The organism is Butyrivibrio sp. ob235 (assembly GCF_900109475.1).
GTDB lineage: Bacteria > Bacillota > Clostridia > Lachnospirales > Lachnospiraceae > Butyrivibrio.
In genome coordinates, this window is the sequence record NZ_FOBE01000004.1 from 17247 (window position 1) to 37606 (window position 20360).

Annotated in this window: 17 protein-coding genes; 13 read left to right on the top strand and 4 right to left on the bottom strand. The window is 43.5% G+C overall.

Translation table 11 applies throughout. The annotated features are described in order from the left end of the window. Positions 1 to 126 precede the first annotated feature (126 nt). The 5 genes from BMW61_RS05080 to BMW61_RS05100 all read left to right on the top strand — a co-directional run bounded on the left by BMW61_RS05080 (position 127) and on the right by BMW61_RS05100 (position 7762). Complete coding sequence (locus BMW61_RS05080; protein WP_026498448.1) at positions 127 to 2424, top strand: hydratase; 2298 nt, start codon at positions 127 to 129, stop codon at positions 2422 to 2424. Then, on the top strand, positions 2424 to 3968 hold the full coding sequence (locus tag BMW61_RS05085; protein ID WP_091820158.1) for a glycoside hydrolase family 9 protein: 1545 nt from the start codon (positions 2424 to 2426) through the stop codon (positions 3966 to 3968). The genes BMW61_RS05080 and BMW61_RS05085 overlap by 1 nt, the downstream gene beginning before the upstream one ends. Positions 3969 to 3983: 15 nt before the next feature. Next, positions 3984 to 4772, top strand: a complete 789-nt coding sequence (locus BMW61_RS05090) for an alpha/beta fold hydrolase (protein WP_022761056.1) — start codon at positions 3984 to 3986, stop codon at positions 4770 to 4772. A gap of 38 nt (positions 4773 to 4810) precedes the next feature. Continuing rightward, the gene (locus tag BMW61_RS05095; protein WP_091820160.1) at positions 4811 to 6469 is read left to right on the top strand and encodes a Mur ligase family protein; all 1659 of its coding nucleotides are present in this window, start codon (positions 4811 to 4813) and stop codon (positions 6467 to 6469) included. 75 nt (positions 6470 to 6544) lie between these two features. Next, positions 6545 to 7762 carry a D-alanine--D-alanine ligase family protein gene (locus BMW61_RS05100; RefSeq protein ID WP_091820162.1) on the top strand — a complete coding sequence of 406 codons (1218 nt, stop codon included), beginning with the start codon at positions 6545 to 6547 and terminating at the stop codon, positions 7760 to 7762. Positions 7763 to 7785: 23 nt separating this feature from the next. Here the strand turns inward: BMW61_RS05100 and BMW61_RS05105 are convergent, their stop codons facing one another. After that, positions 7786 to 8517, bottom strand: a complete 732-nt coding sequence (locus BMW61_RS05105) for a lysophospholipid acyltransferase family protein (protein WP_022761059.1) — start codon at positions 8515 to 8517, stop codon at positions 7786 to 7788. A gap of 56 nt (positions 8518 to 8573) precedes the next feature. Between BMW61_RS05105 and BMW61_RS05110 the strand changes: the two genes are divergently transcribed. Genes BMW61_RS05110 through BMW61_RS05120 form a run of 3 tightly spaced genes read left to right on the top strand, consistent with a single transcriptional unit; the run spans position 8574 to position 11668 of the window. Continuing rightward, entirely contained in the window at positions 8574 to 9902 is a 1329-nt protein-coding gene (locus BMW61_RS05110; protein ID WP_091820163.1) for a dihydroorotase, read from the top strand. Positions 9903 to 9930: 28 nt separating this feature from the next. Beyond that, positions 9931 to 10731: a dihydroorotate dehydrogenase electron transfer subunit gene (locus BMW61_RS05115; protein ID WP_091820165.1), complete on the top strand. Its 801-nt coding sequence runs from the start codon at positions 9931 to 9933 to the stop codon at positions 10729 to 10731. Positions 10732 to 10762: 31 nt separating this feature from the next. After that, the gene (locus BMW61_RS05120; protein ID WP_022761062.1) at positions 10763 to 11668 is read left to right on the top strand and encodes a dihydroorotate dehydrogenase; all 906 of its coding nucleotides are present in this window, start codon (positions 10763 to 10765) and stop codon (positions 11666 to 11668) included. A gap of 30 nt (positions 11669 to 11698) precedes the next feature. On the opposite strand, the gene BMW61_RS05125 is transcribed toward BMW61_RS05120, so the two are convergent. Then, complete coding sequence (locus BMW61_RS05125; protein WP_022761063.1) at positions 11699 to 12133, bottom strand: YwiB family protein; 435 nt, start codon at positions 12131 to 12133, stop codon at positions 11699 to 11701. A gap of 37 nt (positions 12134 to 12170) precedes the next feature. After that, on the bottom strand, positions 12171 to 13046 hold the full coding sequence (ispE, locus tag BMW61_RS05130; protein WP_330388408.1) for a 4-(cytidine 5'-diphospho)-2-C-methyl-D-erythritol kinase: 876 nt from the start codon (positions 13044 to 13046) through the stop codon (positions 12171 to 12173). A 243-nt stretch (positions 13047 to 13289) separates the two neighbouring features. Between ispE and BMW61_RS05135 the strand changes: the two genes are divergently transcribed. Further along, positions 13290 to 13931 (top strand): hypothetical protein, encoded by a 642-nt coding sequence (locus BMW61_RS05135; RefSeq protein WP_022761065.1) that lies wholly within the window; start codon positions 13290 to 13292, stop codon positions 13929 to 13931. 87 nt (positions 13932 to 14018) lie between these two features. On the opposite strand, the gene BMW61_RS05140 is transcribed toward BMW61_RS05135, so the two are convergent. Then, complete coding sequence (locus BMW61_RS05140; protein WP_091820168.1) at positions 14019 to 14492, bottom strand: hypothetical protein; 474 nt, start codon at positions 14490 to 14492, stop codon at positions 14019 to 14021. A gap of 171 nt (positions 14493 to 14663) precedes the next feature. Between BMW61_RS05140 and tig the strand changes: the two genes are divergently transcribed. From tig to BMW61_RS05160, 4 genes are all read left to right on the top strand, one after another. Further along, a complete protein-coding gene (tig, locus tag BMW61_RS05145; protein ID WP_022761067.1) occupies positions 14664 to 15875 on the top strand; it encodes a trigger factor in 1212 nt (403 codons plus the stop codon). A 30-nt stretch (positions 15876 to 15905) separates the two neighbouring features. Next, positions 15906 to 17297 carry an asparagine--tRNA ligase gene (asnS, locus tag BMW61_RS05150; RefSeq protein ID WP_022761068.1) on the top strand — a complete coding sequence of 464 codons (1392 nt, stop codon included), beginning with the start codon at positions 15906 to 15908 and terminating at the stop codon, positions 17295 to 17297. A gap of 118 nt (positions 17298 to 17415) precedes the next feature. Next, positions 17416 to 18831, top strand: a complete 1416-nt coding sequence (locus BMW61_RS05155; protein WP_022761069.1) for a C40 family peptidase — start codon at positions 17416 to 17418, stop codon at positions 18829 to 18831. A 55-nt stretch (positions 18832 to 18886) separates the two neighbouring features. Further along, a complete protein-coding gene (locus BMW61_RS05160) occupies positions 18887 to 20335 on the top strand; it encodes a deoxyguanosinetriphosphate triphosphohydrolase (RefSeq protein WP_091820170.1) in 1449 nt (482 codons plus the stop codon). The last annotated feature ends 25 nt before the right edge of the window (positions 20336 to 20360 follow it).

The window sequence follows — 20360 nt, forward strand, 5'->3', positions numbered from 1 at the left end:
CTGGCTAAATCTTGGCCAGTCGGTTTTTAATGTAATTAAATATACCCAAAAGGTGCATTCTAGTGGTACAATGGTTCAAAATCTAAGAGATAAATGGCTATGTTAAAAGGAAAGGCAGGAACGGGAATGATCAAGACGTACGATGGCGGTGCTTATCTGGTTGGCGGAACAGAGCTTATTGCTGATGATGCCGAGGCTTTAAAAAGCGTTGCAGCTAAGACCGGAAAAGAAACTGACAAAAATGAAGCAAGAAAAAATACAATTGCTTACGGAATTTTAAGTAATCATAATACATCAGGCAATATGGATAAGCTTGAGATAAAGTTTGATAAGCTTACCAGCCACGATATTACTTATGTAGGTATTATCCAGACAGCACGTGCATCGGGACTTGAAAAGTTTCCTATTCCCTATGTACTTACAAACTGTCACAATTCGCTTTGTGCGGTTGGCGGTACAATTAATGAAGATGACCACATGTACGGTCTCACCGCAGCTCAGAAATACGGCGGAATATATGTACCTCCTCATCAGGCGGTTATCCATCAGTTCGCAAGAGAAATGCTTGCAACAGGCGGCGGAATGATTCTTGGATCCGATTCGCACACAAGATACGGTGCTCTCGGAACCATGGCTATGGGTGAAGGCGGACCTGAGCTCGTAAAACAGCTCCTTAATCAGACCTATGATATAAATATGCCCGGAGTAGTGGCAATTTACCTTAAGGGCGAGCCCATGCATGGCGTGGGACCTCAGGATGTGGCACTCGCAATTATCGGCAAGGTATTCGGCGATGGCTATGTAAAGAATAAGGTAATGGAGTTTGTGGGTCCCGGAGTTGCATCTCTTTCAGCTGATTTCCGTATTGGAATCGATGTAATGACCACAGAGACCACATGCCTGTCTTCAATCTGGCAGACAGATGATGAGATAAAGAATTTCTATGATATTCACGGCAGAAGCGGAGATTACAAGGAGCTTAAGCCCGGTGATGTTGCTTATTATGACGGCGTGGTAGAGGTTGATCTCAGCACTATAAAGCCCATGATCGCTATGCCTTTCCATCCCAGCAACACCTATGAGATTGAGGAAGTAAATGCTAATCTGGCTGACATTATTGCGGATGTTGAGAAGCGCGCAAAGGTAAGCTTTGGAGATAAGATAGAATATTCTCTTAAGGAAAAGATAAAAGATGGTAAGTTTATGGTAGACCAGGGTGTCATCGCAGGCTGTGCCGGCGGCGGATTTGAAAACATCTGTGCTGCAGCTGATATTCTTGAGGGAAGATATACAGGTAACGACAGATTTACACTTAGCGTATATCCTGCATCAACCCCGATTTTCATGGAGATTGTGAAGAACGGAGTAGCAGCTAAGATCCTTGAGACAGGAGCAATACTTAAGACTGCGTTCTGCGGTCCTTGCTTTGGTGCCGGAGATACACCCGCAAATAATGCGTTCAGTATCAGACACTCCACCAGAAACTTCCCCAACAGAGAAGGCTCTAAGGTTCAGAGCGGCCAGATTGCTTCGGTTGCACTTATGGATGCAAGATCAATTGCTGCAACAGCTGCTAACCAGGGTGTACTTACACCTGCTACAGCATTTGACGGTAAGTTCAATAAATATACATATCACTTTGATAAGGAAATATATGCAAACCGTGTATTTGATTCAAAGGGTAAGGCTGATCCCAGTGCAGAGCTTCAGTTTGGTCCCAATATCAAGGACTGGCCGAAGATGACAGCACTTCCGGAGAACCTTGTTCTTCGAGTTGTTTCCGAGATCCACGATCCGGTTACCACAACTGACGAGCTCATCCCTTCAGGTGAGACAAGTTCTTACCGTTCAAATCCTCTTGGACTTGCTGAGTTCACACTCTCAAGAAAGGATCCTGCATACGTAGGACTTGCCAAGGAAATCAGAGAAGCTCAGACCGCACTTATGGAGGGCAGTGATCCCGAGGCAGCATGGCCTGAGCTCAAGGAGGTTATGGCTTCTATAGTAAAAGAGTATGCTGATGTAAATAACTCTAACGTCGGCTTTGGCTCAACAATTTTTGCAGTTAAACCCGGCGATGGTTCCGCAAGAGAACAGGCAGCTTCCTGCCAGAAGGTTCTCGGAGGTTGGGCTAACGTTGCCAATGAGTATGCGACAAAACGCTATCGCTCAAACCTTATCAACTGGGGTATGCTTCCGCTTGTTATTGACAAGGGAGAGCTTCCGTTTAAAAATAAGGATTACATCTTCCTTCCCGGTATCAGAACCGCTGTTGAGAACAAGGCTGATACAATCAAGGCTGTTGCCGTGTCCGGTGGAAAGCTTACTGAGTTTACAATGACACTTGGTGATCTCACCGACAATGAGAGAGAGATAATTTTAGACGGATGTCTTATAAACTATAACCGTGCAGGAAAGAAATAATGAATTGTTTTAGAAGACTTACCGCGATAGTCATGAGTGTCTCACTGGCGTTCATGGCTGTTGGATGCGGGAGTACTAAAAATACAAATAACGTTAAACCGGAGCAGGAGGCGCAAAGCAGCGACCCTGCTCCAAATGTCGTATATGATGTTCCCACTATAGTACCAAGCGCCCTGGTGGATCAGAACGGGTACAGAACCGGCGCTGAAAAAGTCGTGACCTTTAAAGGCAGCGATTTGCCTGAATTGTTCTATATATATAATCTTGAAACCGACGAACTTGCCTATACGGGGCAGATGCGTGACACAAACTATGAAGAAGACGGTGAGGAGATAAAAGAAGGTTATTTTACGGATCTGGTTGAGGACGGAACATACTATATTTATGCTGATAATATAGGAAGTTCCTACTCTTTCAGGATTAAGAATGACCTATATGGTGACATTTTTCGTCAGGCTTTAAGAACGTACTACACCAACAGATGTGGTATGTCACTTTCGGAGGAACTTGCGGGAGAGGATGCACATGCTGCCTGTCACACCAAAGAGGCTCATCTTCAGGAGGATCCGGATAAAACACTGGACGTATCGGGGGGATGGCACCTCAATGCCGAGGCAGACAGAGAGGTTGAACTTGGCTGTAAAATTGCTCAGAATCTTCTGCTTGCCTACGAGATGAAGCCTGAATCCATTCCGGATGATACCGGAATACCGGAGAGCGGGAATGGTATTCCCGACATTCTTGATGAAGTGAGGTATGAAATCGAGTGGCTCATGAAAATGCAGGATGAGCGCACCGGAGGAGTTTATGGTGCCGCGCTTACCGTAAGAAATGAGTCTGAAGATCTGATGCAGGCGCAGGTTGAGGTTACCCCTGTAACCATGGATGCAACTATCAGATTTGCTACATTGCTTGCTGAATTCAGCTTTTTATATCAGAGCTATGATTCTGATTTTGCAACCAAATGTCTGAAGTGTGCCGACAGAGCCTACAGCCTGTATGCAGGGACAGAGAATGTCAGGGAAAAAACCGAAGGCTTCTATGCTGCGGCTCAGTTGTATCGTGCTACCGGAAGTTCGGATTATGAGCAGGTTTTGACATCATATTTTGAAAGCGGGAAATACTCATCTTTATTTGAGGAGAATGAGGATATTTTCCTTGGATGTATCACATATATTTCAACCAATCAGAAAGTAAATGTGGATATTTGCTCAAAAATAATGAAGCTCCTTATGAAAAAGACAACAAGTATAGTTGATGCAGCAAGGAGTTCCGGATTCATGGTCACAAGCAGGGACCATGCACAGCTTCTCGATGATATGAGAACGATAACAATTACCGACCATATAATATATAATTATGAGTATACTACTATCATTGAGAACCACGCCCATTACCTTATGGGACGCAATCCCGAGGCGGTGAATTATATTACTGACACGACGGAGCGTACTTATCTGAACACGGATGAGGGCATGGGAATCATGAACCAGCCGCTTTTAAATGCGATGTTTATATTTATGCTCAATGTTATAAAAGAGTAAAAGCATGAGGATTTTATGAATACAGAAATTGATGGATTAAATATTAATTACCGCGATGAGGGCGAGGGTCCTCTTCTTATCCTTCTCCACGGATGGGGCTCCAATGTGGATCTTTTTGATGGTATTTTCAAGTTTGCTTCCAAGAAGTACCATGTAGTCGGCATGGACATGCCGGGGTTCGGAAAAAGCGATGAGCCTGCTGAGCCCTGGGAAGTAAGTGATTTTGTCACCTTTGTTATACATTTTGTTAAGAAGCTTTTTCCCGATGAAAAGGAGATAATGTTCCTCGGACATTCAATGGGTGGCAGAGTTATCATAAAAATGATAGGCACTAAGAGTGAGGAGGAGCTTGGATTTAAGATTCCCAGGGTTATTCTCACGGACAGTGCGGGAATAAAGCCTGTGCCGTCAGGAAAACAGTCGGCAAAAACAAGGAGATACAAGTTTTACAAGAACTTACTTATAAAGACAGGAATAGCAAAGATATCTCCTGGTACACTTGAGAACCTTAAGAAGAAATTCGGCTCGGCGGATTATGCTGCGGCATCGCCCGTAATGAGGAACAGTCTGGTAAAGGTTGTAAACGAGGATCTTGCGCCCTACATGCCCAAGGTGACTATGCCGGCACTTCTTATATGGGGAGATCAGGACACGGCAACCCCGCTTTCTGACGGACAACAGATGGAGAAGCTTATGCCGGAGGCCGGACTTGCAGTTATTCAGGGAGCAGGACATTATTCTTTCCTTGATAACCAGTATTTATTTAATAAGATTCTGGGAAGTTTTTTGAAAATTGAGATGTAAATAACACTTGCCGATAAAACCGGCGGATGAGGGGTTATATGAATACATTTTTACTTATTCTATATTTTGCAGCATATATTGCGGTAACGGTTTTGGGTCTTAGATATTATACCCACATGTTACAGCTTTCATCATATCAGTTTCAGGGATATTTCAGGTTCCTCAGATCAAAGCCCCACAGATACGGACTTCATGTGGGCTTTTTATGTGTGACAATAATAGGCGGAATGCTTGGAAGTAATAAGGCAGGAAGCGCTTTCAGAATTCTTTCCCTGCTATTTCTTATTTTCCTGATCTTTCAGTATATTCCAAAGCCTGCAAAGAAGAAGTTTGTGGTAACAAAGAGGGTACAGAGACTTTTTGTGACCTATGCGGTGCTTTTCCTGATTTTGGGAGTGATAGCGGTATATCTTTATTTTACCGGGGTACAGACTATATCCTCTATTTTTATAGCAACATCAAAAAGTGTATCCAATTTTACTGTTGAAGGCAGTAAAAAGAGGATTGCTGCAGGTATCATTTTTGCGTCATTTGTAGGACTTCTTCCTCTCGTTACGGCCCTGTGTAATCTGATAAATAAGCCTATTGAGAAAAGAGTTAATGACTGGTTTATTCATGATGCTCAGAGAATGCTTCAGGAGCATCCCGGATTAAGGATAATCGGAATTACCGGAAGCTATGGAAAAACCAGCGTAAAATACTATCTCTGGACTCTTCTTTCAGAGGGCTTTCGTGTTTTAATGACGCCGGAGAGCTTTAATACGCCTATGGGAGTCGTTCGTACAATAAGAGAACAACTCACACCTATGCACGAGATTTTCATTTGCGAGATGGGAGCAAGACATGTGCATGATATTAAGGAGATAACCGATATTGTACATCCCGATGACGGAATATTGACTTCAATAGGGCCACAGCACCTTGAGACCTTCCATTCAATTGAGAATATAATTGATACAAAATATGAACTGTTTGACGCTGTTCAGGAAAAGAGCAGACAGGGACTTAAGTTTGCAAACGGCGACAATGAGCTTATCAGAAATAATATGCGTCATGAGAATGTCGTGCTTTACGGCGTGAGTGAAGGCTGTGATTACAGAGCCACAGAGGTTAAATATTCACCTGACGGAGCATCGTTTAAAGTGACTGCACCTAACGGAGAAGAAGCAGAATTTTCGATGAAGCTTCTAGGAGAGCACAATGTTACCAATGTTGTCGGAGCGATAGCCATGGCTCATACAATGGGTATTCCGATGACAAAGCTCAAGATGGCGGTGAGAAGAATTACTCCTGCTCCGCACAGACAGGAGCTACTTAAGCATGGAAACGTATCGATTATTGATGATGCGTATAACTCAAATCCCATGGGAGCGAAAATGGCTCTTGATACACTTTCAAAATTTGAGGGAAGTGTTAGGATCCTTGTGACACCGGGTATGGTTGAACTTGGAGAGAAGGAAGCCGAGTATAACAAGGAATTCGGCAGACAGGCAGCAGATGCAGCGGACTATATTATTCTTGTCGGAGCGGATCATGTAAAACCCATAAAAGAGGGTGCGCTCGAAGCCGGTTTTTCAGAGGACAGACTTTTTGTGAAGACTACCTTAAAAGAGGCTACTGATCTGATGTATGAGATTGATGCCGGAAAACCCAAGGTAATCCTTCTTGAGAATGACCTTCCGGATAATTACACCTGACGGATTTGCAATATTTTCTCAAGTCTATATAATGATTTAGAGTGTTAATTGGATTTTTGAAAGGAAGTGTTAATTTTGAAATTAAAGCTGGCAGTTCTCTTTGGAGGAAAAAGTACGGAGCATGAGATTTCAATCATCTCTGCAATCCAGGCTATAGGCTATATGAACAGAGATAAGTATGATATTGTGCCTGTTTATATGACAAAAGAGAACGATTTTTATATTGGTGAGGATATTGATAAGATCGAGGAATACACACATATTCCGGAGCTTTTAAAGAAGAGCACAAGGGTAGTTTGGATTAAGGATGGCAATAAGATCAATCTTGTCCGTTACCCCATGAAGAAGTTTGGTAACAACGTTATTACAAGTGTTGATATCGCGTTCCCCATTGTGCACGGAACCAATGTTGAGGATGGCGTTCTTACCGGATTTTTGCAGACGCTTGGTCTGCCGGTTGTAGGATGTGATGTTCTTTCATCCGCTGTCGGCATGAATAAGTACGTTATGAAAACCGTTCTTAAGGACAACGGTATATCTGTTCTTGATTGTAAATGCTATACATGGACTGACTATGAGGATCCCGATGCCCTTATGAACAGGATTGAGGGTGTATTCAAGTATCCCGTTATTGTAAAGCCCATTAACCTTGGATCAAGTATCGGTATTTCCAAAGCGAGCAACAGAGAAGAGCTTACAGAAGCACTGGAGCTGGCTTTTGAGTTTTCAAAGAAGATTCTTGTTGAGCCCGCAATAGTGAAGCTTAAGGAGATAAACTGTTCAGTTCTCGGTGACTACGAGGAGGCAGAGGCTTCAGAGTGTGAGGAGCCTGTAAACTCAGACGAGATTCTTTCATTTGAGGATAAATATATCGGCGGCTCAGGAGCAAAAGGCGCAAAGAACGGTGGAGCAAAGAGTGGCGGTTCCAAGGGAATGGCCAGCCTTAAGAGAAAGATCCCCGCTGAGATTACCGATGAACAGAGAAGTGAAGTTCGCAAGATGGCAGTTGATGCATTTAAGTGCCTTGGATGTAGCGGAGTTTCCAGAATAGACTTTATGCTTGACGAAGAGACAGGAAAAATCTATCTCAATGAGATAAATACTATCCCGGGATCATTATCATTTTATCTTTGGGAGCCTCTTGGCAAGAAGTATTCCCAGCTTCTTGACGACATGATCGACATAGCGATCAAACAGGATAGAGAGAATCACAAGCTTGTATTCTCCTTTGAGACGAATGTTCTTGAGGGTGTTAAGCTTGGCGGCGGTTCCAAGGGAAGCAAAACCTCATAATGAATAAAAAAAGATAAGACGCTTTATACAAGCGCCTTATTTTTTTCATATGTTTGTTTAATTATGTTGTAGCAGTAGGTCTCAATGTTCTTTTTATCATTGGGATCGAGCTTATCCAGATAGATGGGCTCGCCATATTCCAAAACGACATGTGACTTTCTTAAAAAAGGAATGTGGTCTTCAAAGATCGCATTTGAGTTGTTGATTGTCATAGGAACTATGGGGCATCCGGTTTTCTGAGCGATCTTAAAGCTTCCCTTGTGGAAGGGGAGCATCTCGTCGGTGCCGTTTCTGGTGCCTTCGGGATAAATCGTTATTGATATGCCGTTTTTCACCTTATCAATTGCAGAAAGAATTACCTGAAGGCCCTGTCTTATGTCGTCTCTGTCAAGGAAGAGACAGTCCATATTTCTCATCCACTGCGAGAGAATCGGAACTTTTAATATTTCTTTTTTGGCTATATAACCTGTAATTCGCGGAACTCTGGAATAGCTTAGAACTATATCGTAATAGCTTCTGTGGTTGCCTACATATAAAACCGCTGTATCCTTCGGGACATTCTCTTCTCCTATCACGGTAAGCTTGGCGCCTGAAAGAAATGCGACACATCTAAATGCCCAGCTTACTATGCGAAGGGATGCGACCTTCTTGGCATTCAGATTGAATTTGCCGACAATCCACAGCACCAGGTGCATGACAATGCTGCAGAGAAAAAAGATAATTAAAAACAACAGAACTAAAATAAAACGTATCATAAAAACTCTCCGATTAGTGTATAGTATAGATATTATATCATAATAAAGGAAATAACATGATTCTTATTAAAAATGGCAGGCTTATGGATCCTGCAAGTAAAACAGACGGATACAGAGATATTCTTATTCATGAGGGCAGAATAGCCAAGATAGGGTTTTGCGGAACTCTGGATGATATGGCTGCTGAAGCTATGGCATATTATGCCGATAGCGATCCTCAGGGACAGCTGTGTGAAATAGATGCCGGAGGAATGATAGTTGCACCCGGCCTTGTGGATGCGCACGTCCATTTCAGGGATCCCGGTTTTACAAAGAAGGAGGATATTCATACCGGTGCGGAAGCAGCAAAACACGGCGGATTTACCTCTGTTGTAATGATGGGTAACACTGAGCCGCACATGGATAACCCCGAGACTATAAGATATGCTCTTGAAAAGGGGATGGAGACAGGTATACGCGTCTTCACCTGCGCAAATATTACAATAGGGATGAACGGTAATGAACTGACGGATATGGAAGGTCTTCTTAAGGAAGGTGCAGTACTGTTTACCGATGACGGGAAGCCGATAACTGATGAAAACATCATGCGAAAGGCCTGCCTTGAATCTGCAAGACTCGGAAAAGTGCTCAGCCTTCACGAGGAGAATCCGGAGTTTATAACCGACAACGGAATAAATGCGGGAGAAGCTGCTAAGCTTCAGGGACTTAAGGGTTCACCCAGAGAAGCAGAGATATCCATGGTAAAAAGGGATATAGAAATAGCAGGTGAGACCGGAGCACATATTACAATCCAGCATATAAGCACGAAGGAAGCCGTGGATATGGTGAGGGAAGCAAGAAAAACCAATCCGAGAATCCATGCTGAGGCTACGCCCCATCATTTCACATTAACAGATGACGCGGTAAGAGAATGGGGAACCATGGCTAAAATGAATCCGCCCCTCAGAAAAGAGGAGGACAGGCTTGCTATTATAGAAGGGCTGGCAGACGGAACGATTGAGACGATAGCAACAGATCATGCTCCGCATACTGCCGAGGAAAAGGCGGCGGAATTTTCAAAAGCGCCAAGCGGAATAATAGGTCTAGAGACATCGCTGGGGCTTGGCATAAGAGAACTGGTACAAAAGGGACATCTGGATCTTATGACGCTGCTATCCAGAATGACCTATCAGGTTGCCAATATTTATGAACTTGGAGCCGTGGGCAGGATCTTTGAAGGCGGCCCGGCTGATCTGGTCATTTTTTCTGAGAATGAGACCCGTAAGGTTGGGGAGAAATTTGCTTCAAAAGCTTCAAATTCTCCGTTTATCGGTCAGGAACTTCCTGGAAAAATATATTACACCATATGCGGAGGCAGGGTGTACGACATAAATTCAAATTCATAAGTATACGCTTAATATACGGAGGAAAGAAATGTCTAAAAAGAAAAAAATAGACGCGGTAGTGCTGGAACAGAGGGTGCTTGCGGACGGAATAATGGATATCACTATTGAAACAAGCCTGGCGGAGGATGCAAATCCGGGCCAGTTTGTCGGGATTTATCCAAAGAATAAGTCCACTCTTCTTCCAAGGCCCATAAGTATCTGTGAGTATGACAGGGAAAACGGAAAACTCAGAATAGTATACAGAATAGCAGGAAGCGGCACTGCAGAATTTGCACTCTATCAGCCGGGAGAAAGCATAAGTATTCTTGGGATTCTGGGAAATGGCTTTCCGCTTGATAAGGCAGAAGGAAAGCGGGTTCTTATCATAGGCGGAGGAATCGGTGTTCCGCCGCTTCTTGGTCTTTCAAAAGCCCTTCATGAAGGGAATGAGGGAGTAAAAGCCGGGTCGGTTACTATGGTAATGGGCTACAGGAATTCGGACAATTTTCTTGCGGACGAATTTAAAAAGTACGGAAATCTCCTTATTGCCACCGAGGACGGAAGCGTAGGGACTAAAGGTAATGTCATAGACGCCTGCAGAGAGAATAAGGTTCAGGCAGATATTATCTATGCCTGCGGCCCTATGCCCATGCTTAGGGGAGTGGCAGCTTATGCTGCGGAAATAGGTGCAAAGGCTTATATAAGCCTGGAGGAGCGTATGGCCTGCGGAGTAGGCGCTTGTCTTGGATGTATATGCAAGACGAAGAATACAGATGAGCATTCACATGTAAACAACGCACGAATATGTACGGATGGACCGGTGTTTAACGCAGATGATCTTGAACTTTAAAATGTAAAAATTTTCACGAGGTAAGATTAGAATGAATACAGCAGTTACAATTGCAGGAGTTACTTTTAAGAATCCCGTAATGACCGCATCCGGTACCTTTGGATCCGGCATGGAGTACTCGGAATTTGTAGATCTGAACAGACTTGGCGCCGTTGTTACAAAAGGTGTTGCCAATGTGCCGTGGCCGGGAAATCCAACACCGAGAGTGGCGGAAGTATATGGCGGAATGCTAAATGCCATTGGACTTCAGAATCCCGGAGTGGATGTAATGATAGAGAGAGATCTGCCCTTTCTTAAGGACTTTGATACTAAAGTTATTGTCAATGTGTGTGGGAAGAGTACGCAGGACTATGTGGACGTTGTCGAGAGGCTTTCAGATCAGGATTCGGTTCATATGCTTGAAATCAACGTATCCTGCCCCAATGTTAAGGAGGGCGGAATAGCTTTCGGGCAGAATCCGGATGCTTTATTTGAAATCACAAAAGAAATCAAAAAGCATGCAAAACAGCCGATCATAATGAAGCTCAGCCCGAATGTCACAAGCATTTCAGAGATGGCTAAGGCTGCAGAGGCAGCAGGGTCGGATGCTATTTCACTAATAAATACAATTACCGGAATGAAGATTGATATTTACAGGAAAACCTTTGCCATAGCAAATAAAACCGGCGGTTTGTCGGGGCCTGCCATAAAGCCGGTTGCTGTTCGCATGGTATATGAGGCTTCACATGCGGTAAAAATCCCGGTTATCGGAATGGGTGGTATAGCGACAGCAGAGGATGCCATCGAATTCATGCTTGCAGGAGCATCCGGGGTAGCAGTAGGAGCTATGAATTTCCATGATCCTTATACCACGATAAATGTGATAGAAGGTATTGAGAGATATATGGAAGAGCAGAATATATCGGATATTAATGAAATAATCGGCGCAGTGAAATAAGTATTCACCACGCCGGTAGAGTTTAAATAATTACATATTATCCGGAGTAAAGGATATCCTTACCTTTGAATCCGAGATTTTATCGCCGTCCAGTTGCAGTTCATACTGTACATGGGCGGTGATTTTTTTTGGATTTTCTTCAATCATGAGATGCCTTGTTATGGCAGTCATTTTCATCAGGCCGTAGGGAGTCTTATAGTCGGTGTCCCAGGTTTTTCCCAGTGAAAAATATAGCTCCGAATCCAAAGCACCGGTCTGAACCATGCGAAGAAAGCCCTCGCCGATCTCAAGCCTGTGGGAAGTAACTGCAGGTGCCTCTCCGGGAGTATCTGACATATCTTCCGTATATGTGATTATGTAGGTGGTTCCCTGCTGGTCGCAGCTTGCCGGGAACTCCTGCTTTATTATTTCGGGAGTTCCGTCGCCGTGATCATGGGAGCCGACGATTTTAAGTGTTCCGTTCATTCATACTCCGCTTTATAAAAATATAATTGTAATGGACTTATAAATTTGAGTTAATGGGCTTTGTCAGGAAAAGCTCAGGGGCAATGCCTCTGCCTTGGAGTTCCTTTACAGCGTTATTTGCGCTGACAAGATCCTTATTCTCAAAAATACCGAATACTGTAGGACCGCTTCCGCTCATGCGTGCGCCTTTCGCGCCGTTTGCCAGAAGAATCTGCCTTATTTCCTCTATAACAGGATATTTTCCTGATGTAATAGGCTCTAAAACATTGCCGAGGCGATCAGTTATTCCGGTAAGGTCGCCCTCTTCTATGGCGGATTTTATTCCGTCAATGTCCGGATGCTCTGCAATGGGTGCCGAATCAAGAGTCGTGTAAGCCCAAGCGGTTGATACATCAAGAAGTGGCTTTGCAATTACAATATGACAGGAGGGCATGTCGGGGAGAGCCGTAAGCTCTTCTCCTATTCCTTCTGAGAGGGCAGTACCACCCTTTATGCAGTAGGGAATGTCCGCACCTTTTTTTACTGCAAGAGCACATAGCTCCTCGGTATTAAGACCGAGATTCCAGAGCTCGCTAAGTGCGATATATGTCGCAGCGGCATCGGTACTTCCACCGGCCATTCCGGCAGCCATGGGTATGTGCTTCTCAAGGCGGATAGTTACACCCAGGTCTGTGGCATTACAGTGAGAACGAAGCTGATCAGCAGCCTTATAGATCAGGTTATGTTCGTCCGTGGGAATTCTGGGATCCGATGTCTCTATTACTATTTTATTATCGTCTCTTTTTTCAAAAGAAAGATCGTCTGACAGGTCAATGCTCTGCATGATCATTCGCACGAGATGGTAGCCGTCATCGCGTCTTCCGATTACGTCGAGGCCTAAATTTATTTTCGCGTATGCTTTTCTTGTGATCAATAGAATATCCTCCTTCAATCATCAAACTGTAAGTATCATACCATACTTTATAAATAGTTTACATTTTGCGGAGAAGTATATGGTAATAGTACAAATTTTATAATTATTTAATTGAAAATAGCTAAAAAAATACTTAAGGTTAAATTGAAAAGAGTCGATAAATAAGATGAGTAATACTGTAAGTATGCCTTGGCATACCAGTCGTATCGGCGTCAGATCATTTGGCGTAGAAAAGGAGTTCATATGGGCGTAAACGGAGTTACGGGTGTAGACCAAACCACGTATTACGAGCCGACGACGACCGCAAAGGTAGCAGAATCAACATCTGAGGATAAAACAGCGAAAACCGCTGAAGCAAAAGATACCGGAAAAGCTGCGGTTTATGAGAAGTCGGATAGTGTGGCAGCACCTACAACCAATAAGACTTACACAAAGAACGAAGCAGTTGTCAATATGCTTAAGAGCGACCTGGAGGAAAGAACCAATCAGCTGAAGGATATTGTATCCCAGATGATTTCCAAACAGGGAAATGCCATCGGAAAAGCTGATGATATCTGGTCTTTCCTTGCAAGCGGCGACTATACGGTTGATGAACTTGCAAAGAAGAAAGCGCAGGAAGAGATATCTGAGGATGGCTATTGGGGCGTAAAGCAGACCTCACAGCGTATTCTCGATTTTGCAAATGCTCTTACAGGCGGAGATCCCAGTCAGATCGAAAAGATGCGCTCAGCATTTGAAAAGGGATTTAAGGAAGCAACCAAGGCCTGGGGCAAAGAACTGCCGGATATTTCAAAGCAGACCTACGATGCAGTCATGAAGGGATTTGACGAAATGGCTGAAAAGAATAATGAAACAACTGCTGAGACCGGTGAAATTGAAGCATGATTTTTACAAATTAAATATTGAATAATGAAAAGGACTGTGAGCATATGCCACAGTCCTTATTTTGTAGTATTTTATTAAAGTATCGGATTACTTAAGGGGCTTTGCGCCGGCCTTCTCCTGAGCTTTGGAAATGAGATCCTTCCAGAAACCTTTTTTCTCTTCCTTCTGAGCAACACCGCCGCGGATACCCTTAACACCTATAACATAGATTCCGCTCACATCGGCCTTAACTTCCTTCTTAACAGGTACAGAATCAAAGATCTTTTCATCGCAGACAAGATTCATGATCTGAGGACCAACCTTAACCTTGAGGATCGGAAGCTTGGAACGACGAAGAAGCTTGGGAGTGTTCTCCAAAACAGCAGAAGGAAGACCTGCCTCATTGATTTTCATACGCTTTTTATCAATGACGAGCATGGAAATGCTCTGCTTCATAGCCTCCATCTGTGCCTGCTGCTCTTCCTGACGCTTCTGGGCTTTCTTACCGAGAATAGTCAGTACAACAAGACCTATAATAAGAACTGCAATAATTACTAATAATACGATTAATACCGGATTCAAAACATTCCTCCAAACTATACAAAAAACTGATTGTTGCGACTAGCGAAAAACATCGCGCAAAAAGTATTTTATCATTGAATGCGGTTACAGGCAACAAAATACTTTAACATAAGTAGAAACTGTGCTAGTATTAAAAAAGTTTGATTTTTGTTTTCAAGGAGTAAATGTTATATGAAAAAAATAGTGTCAGTTATGATGGCTGCGGTAATTGCTGCGGGAGCACTTACAGGATGTGCCAAGGCAGGCAAAAACGCCGATGCTGCATACCTTAAGGATATTAAACTTACAGATTATGTAAAGCTTGGAGAGTACAAGGGATTGTCCATAGAAGTTGCATCCCCTGAAGTTACAGACGAAGAGGTTGAGCAGTACATGCAGTATATAAGCTCTTCCATGAAGGCTACTGTTGAGGTAACGGACAGAGCAGTTCAGGAGGGTGATACGGTAAATATTGATTATTCCGGTAAAAGAGCAGATACCGGCGAGGTATTCGATGGTGGTACTGCTGAAGGATATGATCTTACAATAGGTTCACATTCTTTTATTGATGGTTTTGAGGACGGTCTTATCGGCGCACAGATCGGTGAGACAAGAGATTTGAATCTTACTTTCCCTGAGAATTACGGCGCTGCCGAGCTTGCCGGTGCAGATGTTATTTTCACGGTAAAGGTCAACAGCATAAAAGTTAAGCCCGATCTTGACGATGCTTATGCAGCTTCACTTGGAATAGAGAATGTATCTACTATTGATGAACTTAAGGCATATCTTAAGAGCAGACTTCTCGAGGAAAAGCAGACAGATTATCAGAATGAAGTAAATAATAAGATTCTTGAAGCTGTTACCAATAATTGTAAATTTTCAGAGACTCCTGCTGCAGCCCTTGAGCGCTTTAAGGGATTGTACACAGATCAGGCAAATCTTGTTGCATCATATTATTCAGCAAATTACGGTACCAATTATTCAACAGACCAGGTTCTTTCAATGCTGATGTCACAGGATGGCTTTACAGGAGAGCAGGAAGAGTATCTTGCAGATAAGTCGGTTGAACTTGCAAATCAGTTCATAATGCTTGGAGCAATTGCTGAGGCTGAGGGTATTGAGGTAACAGAGGACGAACTCAACGAGAAGCTTAATACCGATATGGCTAATGCAAATGCTACTGCCGAAGAAGGTAAGTCGGTTGCCAGCCTTGATGAGTACAAGAAGACAGTTGATGTTGAGAATGTGAAGGAGAATCTCCTTACAAATAAAGTTATTGAGTTCCTTGCAGCAAATGCAGTTGTTACAGAGCCTACAGCCGATGCGACAGAGGCAGACAGTTCAGCAGAGACTGATGAAGCAGCACAGACAGACGCAGCAGAGGAAGCAGAAAGCGCAGATTGATCCGAATAACGGACAGATACGGAGGTATATATGGAACTGACAGATATCAGAGAGCTCTTTGCAGCTCCGGAAAAATATGCAGATAAAGAAGTGACGGTTGGCGGCTGGATCCGTAATATTCGTGATTCTAAGACTATCGGATTTGTTGTATTAAATGACGGTACATATTTTTCACCCCTTCAGGTGGTTTATTCTGATGAGCTTAGCAACTTTGCAGAAGTAAGCAAGCTCAATGTAGGAGCAGCTATCATTGCTACAGGTAAGATCGTAATGACTCCTGATGCAAAGCAGCCCTTCGAGATGCAGGCAACAGGTATTGAGATCGAGGGACCTTCAACTCCCGATTATCCGCTTCAGCCTAAGCGTCACTCTCTTGAGTATTTGAGAACACTTCCTCATCTTCGTGCAAGAACAAACACATTTGAGGCAGTTTTCAGAGTTCGTTCACTTGCAGCATATGCTATTCACTCATTCTTCCAGGAGAGAGGCTTCGTATATGTTCACACACCGCTTATCACAGGTAGTGACTGTGAGGGTGCAGGTGAGATGTTCCAGGTAACAACAATGGACCTGAACAATGTTCCCAAGACTGAGGACGGAGAAGTTGATTATTCAAAGGATTTCTTCGGAAAGCCGGTAAACCTTACTGTTTCAGGACAGCTTAACGTTGAAACCTATGCATTTGCATTTAAGAATGTTTACACATTTGGTCCCACATTCCGTGCAGAGAACTCAAACACAACACGTCACGCTGCTGAGTTCTGGATGATCGAGCCCGAGATGTGCTTTGCAGATCTTAAGGATGATTGTGACTGTGCAGAGGCTATGCTTAAGTATGTTATCAACTATGTACTTGAGAATGCACCTGCTGAGATGGAGTTCTTCAACACATTTGTAGATAAGGGACTTATCGAAAGACTTAAGAATGTTGCAAACAGCGATTTCGGTAGAATTACATATACCGAGGCGGTTGAACTTCTTAAGAAGCACAATGATAAGTTTGATTACAAGGTAGATTGGGGTTGTGACCTCCAGACTGAGCATGAGAGATATCTCACAGAGGAGATTTTCAAAAAGCCTGTATTCGTAACTGATTATCCGAAGGAAATCAAGGCTTTCTATATGAAACTTAACGAGGATGGCAAGACTGTTGCAGCTGCTGACTGTCTTGTACCCGGAATCGGTGAGATTGTCGGTGGAAGCCAGAGAGAGGATGATCTCGAGACTCTTGAAAAGAGAATGGATGAACTTGGCCTTAAGAAGGAAGATTATCAGTTCTATCTTGATCTTCGCCGTTACGGTTCAGTTCGTCACGCCGGATTCGGACTTGGTTTCGAGCGTTGCGTAATGTACCTTACAGGTATGGGCAATATCCGCGACGTTGAGTCCTTCCCTCGTACAGTAGGAAACTGTGAGCTGTAATTCGAGCATATTATCTGAATAATCAAGCTGCTTCATTTTCTATGAAAAATAAGAAAATGAGGCGGCTTTTTTGATATAATAAAATAGAATAAGAGTTTTGTTTTTTTATGGGGAATAAATGAGAAAATACACATTTAAAGCATATAAAAAATATATTTGTGCAATTATGGCGGCAGTCTTTGTTTTGAGCTCCGGCAGCACCGCTTTCGCTACGACCAGTAAGGAACTTAAGGAGCAGCAAAAGGAGCTGGAAAAGGAGAAAAAAACTCTGGAAAAGCAGCAGGATGCCATTGAATCAGAACAGCAGCAAAGCCAGAGCGGTCTTGACAATGCAAACAGGGATATCAGCAATATTCAGGGAGAGCAGGCTGAAATCCAGGAAGGCATTAATGCTGCAAATGAGGAACTTACAGGCCTGCTCACAAGTATAGATCTGATTCAGTCCGATATTGAGGATACTCAGGTAAAGATAGAGAAGACTCAACAGGAATATGATGAGGCGAAGTCTCAGGAAGAAACACTTTATGATGCCATGAAAAAGCGCATAAAGTTTATGTATGAAAAGGGAGAGTTCTCCTATGCTGAGCTTTTGTTACAGGCGCAGAGCGTCGGAGATATGCTCAACAAAGCCGGATATGCCGAGGAACTCTATGATTATGACAGAACAAAGCTGTCAGAGTTTGTTGCGGTAAAGGAGGCTGCTCAGCAATACGGAGAGGAGCTTGAAGAAGCAAAGTCTGAACTTGAGACCTCACAGTATGAGCTTAAAGAGGAACAGGCTTATGTTGAGACAGTTATAGACCAATATAAGAAGCAGTATGCAAACTTTGATGTGCAGCTTGCAAAGGCGAGACAGAACGCAGCCGTATATTCCGAACAGCTAAAACAGCAGACCTCGCAGATAAGGGATTTGCAGGCTAAGATTGATGCAAAGGATGCTGAAGTAAAAAAGACAAAGAAGGCAGCAGACGAAGCCGCATCCAAGGAAGTGGAAGAGGCTAGAAAGAAGAAGGAAGCAGAAGAGGCTGCAAAGAAGAAGGCGCAGGAAGAACTCGCAAAGAATACTGCCACCGACGACGATGATGAGGATGATGACGATGATGATGCCGGACAAAGTAGTGCATCTACAGCAAGCAGTGAAGCTCCGTCAGCCCAGGCTTCAAATACAGCACCTGCTCCTGCCGGTTCTGCAAGCGGACAGAATATAGCAAATTACGCCTGTCAGTTTGTCGGCAATCCTTATGTTCCGGGAGGAACCAGTCTTACAAACGGTGCAGACTGTTCGGGATTTGTTTATGCTGTTTACAAAGCATTTGGAATCACTGTCCCGAGAACTTCCTATTCTCAGGCAACCTATGGCCGGGAGGTTTCATATCAGAATGCCCAGGCCGGGGATGTAATTTATTACGGCGGACATGTCGGAATCTATCTGGGCGGCGGAAGAATTGTTCATGCAAGTACCGCCAGAACCGGAATAAAATACGAGAATGCAACTTACAGAACAATACTTACAATTCGTAGGTTTGTGGGATAAATAAGCCTTCTCCTATGGAGAAGGTGTCAGCGAAGCTGACGGATGAGGGTAAAACGTGGAATGGAATAAACTTCTTTGCGGAGACAGAATCCGCCCTATACAAAAACGAGAGGGTTCACAGGATCTTCGCAGTGAATTTGAAAAAGACTATCACAGAATAATCGGAAGCGCTTCTTTCAGGAGGCTTCAGGACAAGACCCAGGTATTTCCGCTGGATCAGTCTGATTTTGTGCGGACAAGACTTACGCACTCTCTGGAGGTTTCCTCCTTTTGCAAATCTCTTGGACAGAACATAGCAAGGAAAATATTAACGCAGATAAAGGACGAGAGCTTTGATCCGTCCTACCAACAGGATATCTGTGACATTTTGCAATGCGCAGGACTTTTGCATGATATAGGGAATCCGCCTTTCGGTCACTTCGGAGAGACCGTGATAAGGGAGTGGTTTAAAGATAATTTGCCAAAACTTCGTTTTTCAAAAGACACTGATGGGAGTGGTACAGGTTTTGAAGAAGGGAGACCGCTTACCGAGATTCTGAATCCTCAGATGCAGAACGATTTTTATAATTTCGAGGGTAATACCCAGGCGCTTCGAGTGGTAAGTAAACTGCATTACTTAGTTGATGAGCACGGAATGAACCTTACGAAAGCTCTTTTGGCTACCATTATAAAGTATCCCGTTTCATCGCTGGATGTTGATAAGAAGAACCCTGATATATGCTGTCACAAGATGGGTTATTACTATGCGGACAGAGAGCTTTTTAAGAACATAGAGGATTCATGCGGCTTAGGCGGAAGACGTCATCCGCTGACATATATTCTTGAGGCAGCTGATGATATAGCATATAGGACAGCTGATATAGAGGATTCTTATAAAAAGGGAAGAATCAGCTTTGACATGCTGGTAAGGGAGCTTGAGAAGAGATGCTATGAAAATCAGTCCGATAAGGCATACAGGTCGCTTATAGAAACTCTCAAGTACAGATATGGCAAGGGAATTGAGCACGGAGTGAGTGATCCCGGGGAGTATGCGGTACAGAATTGGATCGTTGCGGTTCAGGGTAAGCTCATTTATCTCGCGACAGAGAGCTTTGAGACACATTATAAAGAGATCATGGATGGATCCTTTGGCTCAGAACTCCTTGAGGGTACCGAAGGGAAACATATTGTGGATGCCCTGGGAGAAATTGCCGTAAAATATGCTTTTAATTCGGAGCCGATTCTGAAGATTGAAGTGAGTGCGGATCAGATTCTGACCTATCTTCTGGACAGACTTGTGCCCGCGGCAATAGGCTATGATACCGGAAATAAGCTGCGTCCTATAGATTCCAGGATGATGTCGTTCATATCGGATAATTATAAAAAGATATATCACATTTATTCTGAGGGAAAGACAGAGGATGAAAAGCTTTATTTGAGGCTTCTTCTTGTGACTGACTATGTATGCGGCATGACTGACAGTTATGCGAAGAGGTTGTATCAGGAATTGAACGGACTAATATAGATTTGTGATATATCTGCAGGCTTGC

Bases quoted from the DNA above. Each gene is read 5' to 3' on its own strand.
- BMW61_RS05090 (WP_022761056.1), top strand. From the start codon at position 3,984: ATGAATACAGAAATTGATGGATTAAATATTAATTACCGCGATGAGGGC.
- asnS (WP_022761068.1), top strand. From the start codon at position 15,906: ATGGAACTGACAGATATCAGAGAGCTCTTTGCAGCTCCGGAAAAATAT.
- BMW61_RS05125 (WP_022761063.1), bottom strand. From the start codon at position 12,133: ATGAACGGAACACTTAAAATCGTCGGCTCCCATGATCACGGCGACGGA.
- BMW61_RS05085 (WP_091820158.1), top strand. From the start codon at position 2,424: ATGAATTGTTTTAGAAGACTTACCGCGATAGTCATGAGTGTCTCACTG.
- BMW61_RS05155 (WP_022761069.1), top strand. From the start codon at position 17,416: ATGAGAAAATACACATTTAAAGCATATAAAAAATATATTTGTGCAATT.
- BMW61_RS05105 (WP_022761059.1), bottom strand. From the start codon at position 8,517: ATGATACGTTTTATTTTAGTTCTGTTGTTTTTAATTATCTTTTTTCTC.
- BMW61_RS05110 (WP_091820163.1), top strand. From the start codon at position 8,574: ATGATTCTTATTAAAAATGGCAGGCTTATGGATCCTGCAAGTAAAACA.
- BMW61_RS05095 (WP_091820160.1), top strand. From the start codon at position 4,811: ATGAATACATTTTTACTTATTCTATATTTTGCAGCATATATTGCGGTA.
- BMW61_RS05080 (WP_026498448.1), top strand. From the start codon at position 127: ATGATCAAGACGTACGATGGCGGTGCTTATCTGGTTGGCGGAACAGAG.
- BMW61_RS05115 (WP_091820165.1), top strand. From the start codon at position 9,931: ATGTCTAAAAAGAAAAAAATAGACGCGGTAGTGCTGGAACAGAGGGTG.
- BMW61_RS05120 (WP_022761062.1), top strand. From the start codon at position 10,763: ATGAATACAGCAGTTACAATTGCAGGAGTTACTTTTAAGAATCCCGTA.
- tig (WP_022761067.1), top strand. From the start codon at position 14,664: ATGAAAAAAATAGTGTCAGTTATGATGGCTGCGGTAATTGCTGCGGGA.
- BMW61_RS05135 (WP_022761065.1), top strand. From the start codon at position 13,290: ATGGGCGTAAACGGAGTTACGGGTGTAGACCAAACCACGTATTACGAG.